Source organism: Falsiroseomonas oryziterrae (assembly GCF_021864505.1).
GTDB lineage: Bacteria > Pseudomonadota > Alphaproteobacteria > Acetobacterales > Acetobacteraceae > Falsiroseomonas > Falsiroseomonas oryziterrae.
Map to the genome: position 1 here is coordinate 1 of NZ_JAKJIB010000430.1, position 2,824 is coordinate 2,824.

General features: G+C 73.2%; 3 protein-coding genes. 1 reads left to right on the top strand and 2 read right to left on the bottom strand.

The features are described from left to right. Positions 1–727: haloacid dehalogenase-like hydrolase (locus tag L2I40_RS21445; RefSeq protein WP_237217253.1), on the top strand; the 727-nt coding region annotated here is incomplete at its 5' end. A gap of 27 nt (positions 728–754) precedes the next feature. On the opposite strand, the gene L2I40_RS21450 is transcribed toward L2I40_RS21445, so the two are convergent. Together L2I40_RS21450 and L2I40_RS21455 are read right to left on the bottom strand one after the other, a co-directional pair. Beyond that, positions 755–1,780: an extracellular solute-binding protein gene (locus tag L2I40_RS21450; protein WP_237217254.1), complete on the bottom strand. Its 1,026-nt coding sequence runs from the start codon at positions 1,778–1,780 to the stop codon at positions 755–757. Positions 1,781–1,915: 135 nt separating this feature from the next. Next, positions 1,916–2,590, bottom strand: coding sequence for a TetR/AcrR family transcriptional regulator (locus L2I40_RS21455; protein WP_237217255.1), 675 nt, complete (start codon positions 2,588–2,590; stop codon positions 1,916–1,918). Positions 2,591–2,824 lie beyond the last annotated feature (234 nt).

Here is a 2,824-nt window from a genome sequence, read left to right on the forward strand (position 1 = left end):
CCTCCGCGCGCTGGCGCCGCGGAATCCGGCGTGGCGCGAGGACCCGCTGTTCCGCGCCGCGATCGCGGGCGACCTGCACGGCGCGGCGGCCGGCGGCGTCGAGGGGCTGCTCCGCCTCGCCGGCGCCGCGCAGGCCGGCATGTCGCCCGAGGCCTTCCAGGCGCAGGTTGCCGATTGGTTGGCGGTTGCGCGCGACCGGCGCTGGAACCGCCCCTACACGCGGCTGGTGTACCAGCCGATGCTCGAGCTGCTGGCGTTGCTGCGCGCGCGCGGCTTCACGAGCTTCATCGTCTCCGGCGGCGGCGCCGAGTTCGTCCGCGCCTTCTCGGAGTCCGCCTACGGAATTCCGCCGCACCAGGTCGTCGGTTCCACCTTCGCGCTGACGCCTGGCGAGGCGGAGGGACGCATTGTGCTGACCCGCGAGCCGCGCGTGGATTTCGTGGATGACGGGCCGGGCAAGCCGGTCGGCATCGCGAAGCAGATCGGCCGCCGGCCGATCGCCTGCTTCGGCAATTCCGACGGCGACTGGCACATGCTGCGCTACGTCACCGAGGGTCCTGGCCGCCGCCTCGGCATGATCGTCCGTCACGACGACGCCGAGCGCGAATACGCCTATGACCGCGAGAGCCATGTCGGACGGTTGGCCCGCGCGCTGGACGAGGCGCCCGTGCACGGCTGGCAGGTGGTCTCGATGCGCGCCGACTGGTCGCGCATCTTTCCCGACTGACCGCCGCGGCGCCTCAGCCGCGCGGCATCACCGCCAGTTGGCGCGCTGCATGATGCGGAGCGCCTCCGGCGACAGCGCCGCCATGCGCGATGCGTTCAGCGGGTCCTGTCTGAACTCGCCGAGGCCGCGCAGGAAGGCATGCGGCTGCGCATCGGCCACCACCGGGTATTCCATGTTGCCCTCGGCGAAGATCGTCTGCGCCGGCGCGCTGCTGAGATACTCGAGGAAGGCCGCCGCCGCCTCGCGGTTCGGCGCGGTGCGCACCACGCCGGCGCCCGAGATGTTCACATGCGTGCCGCGGTCGCCCTGGTTCGGGAACAGCACCGCCATCCGCTGCGCGATCTCGCGGTCCTCGGCGCGCGCCGAGCGATGCAGCAGGCCGAGATAGTAGGTGTTGGAGATCGCGAGCCGCCCCTGGCCCGCGGCGACCGCGCGGATCTGGTCGGTGTCGCCGCCCTGCGGCGGGCGCGACAGGTTGGCCGCGATGCCGCGCGCCCAGCCTTCCGTCGCCTCCGGCCCGTTCGCGGCCAGCATGCTCGCCGTCCAGCCGATCGAGTAGATGTTCGACGACGACCGCGTGGAGACCATCCCGCGCATCTCGGGCCGCGCGAGATCCTCGTAGCGCGCGAGCCCGGCCGGCAGGCCGAGGTTGCGGTCGTACATCACGACGCGCGCGCGCATCGAGAAGCCGTACCAATGCCCGTCGGGGTCGCGCAGATGCGCCGGGATGCGCCCGTCCAGCACCGCGGAGCGCACGGGGACCAGCACGCCGGCCTCCTGCGCGCGGGCGAGGCGCCCGGCATCCACGGTGATCAGCACGTCGGCAGGGCTGTTCGCGCCCTCGGCGCGGATGCGCTCGAGCAGCTGGTCCACCTGCGCCTCGATCAGCCGGATGCGCACGCCGCTCTGCCGCGTGAAGCCGTCATACAGCTCGCGGTCGGTGTCGTAGTGGCGCGAGGAATAGATCGACAGCGTGCGGTCCTGCGCACGGCCGAGCGATGGCAGGGCGAGCAGCGCGGGGGTGGCGAGCAGAAGGCGGCGCGTGACGGCCATGGCGGTGTCTCCGTGTTGCCGCGCTGCGGGGCTCCCGGCGCCCACGTTTCCCGGCGGCTTGCGGGTCATCTATCGCAACTGCGAAGCATTCGCAACTACCGAACTGCAGGGGCCGGCCGCCGCCTGGCGCAGCGTCTAGACGGGCCTGCCCTTGTCACGGCGTGACCGGGGCGCCTCGCCGCCCTGGGCCGAGACGGCCCCCGCCCCCGGCAGCGGCCGCGTCGCCACCTCCGCCGCATCCGCGACGCCGAGCGACAGCAGCACCATCCGCGCGACCGCCTCCGCGTGCCCCGGATCCGCATCTCCCTTCAGCACGGCCCGCATGCCCATGATCCCGGCCCCCAGCACCAGGTCCTGCGCGGCCTGCATGGACGGCACGACGAAGCGGCCGGCGGCGATCCCGTCGGCCAGGTCCTTCTCCAGGTTCGCCCGCATCGCCGGCCCGAGCGGCGCCGCCACCAGCGCGATGCGCACGATCACCCAGCCCCAGGCCGGATCCGCGGCGGCCTGCCGGATGTAGCTGCGCAGCGCGCAGGCCATCCGCTCCGCCGGATCCGCCAGCCCCTGCGAGCGCATCCGCTCGGCTTCCATCCGCTCCGCCGCGAGCGTCGCGACGGCGACCAGCAGGTCCTCGCGCCCGTCGAAGTAGTTGTAGAAGGTCCCGCGCGCGACGCCGGCCTCCGCGGTGAAGTCGTCCACGTTCGGCGCATCCGGCCCCATCCGCGCGAAGACGCGCAGCGCCGCCTCCACCAGCAGGCCGCGCGTGCGGTCGCGCCGCGCGCGGCCGAGCTCGGCCCTTCTCGCGTCCATCCCGGCCTCCCCGCGCTGCGGTGCCGACGCAGGGGAACGGCACCGCCGTGAGATTCGAATTGACGAAAATGTCAAATTGACAGATGTGTCATTATACAACGGGTCACCAGGGGGAAGGAAGCCGATGGACGGCATCATGCAGGGCGCGTCCGCCTCGCGGCGCGCGTTGCTCGCCGCGGCGCTGGCCGGCATGGCGACAACCGGCGGCACCCAAGGCGCGGCGCGCGCGCAGGC

What these genes read in the sequence shown, in the direction of transcription:
- L2I40_RS21455 (WP_237217255.1), bottom strand. Translation starts at nt 2,590, where the DNA reads ATGGACGCGAGAAGGGCCGAGCTCGGCCGCGCGCGGCGCGACCGCACG.
- L2I40_RS21450 (WP_237217254.1), bottom strand. Translation starts at nt 1,780, where the DNA reads ATGGCCGTCACGCGCCGCCTTCTGCTCGCCACCCCCGCGCTGCTCGCC.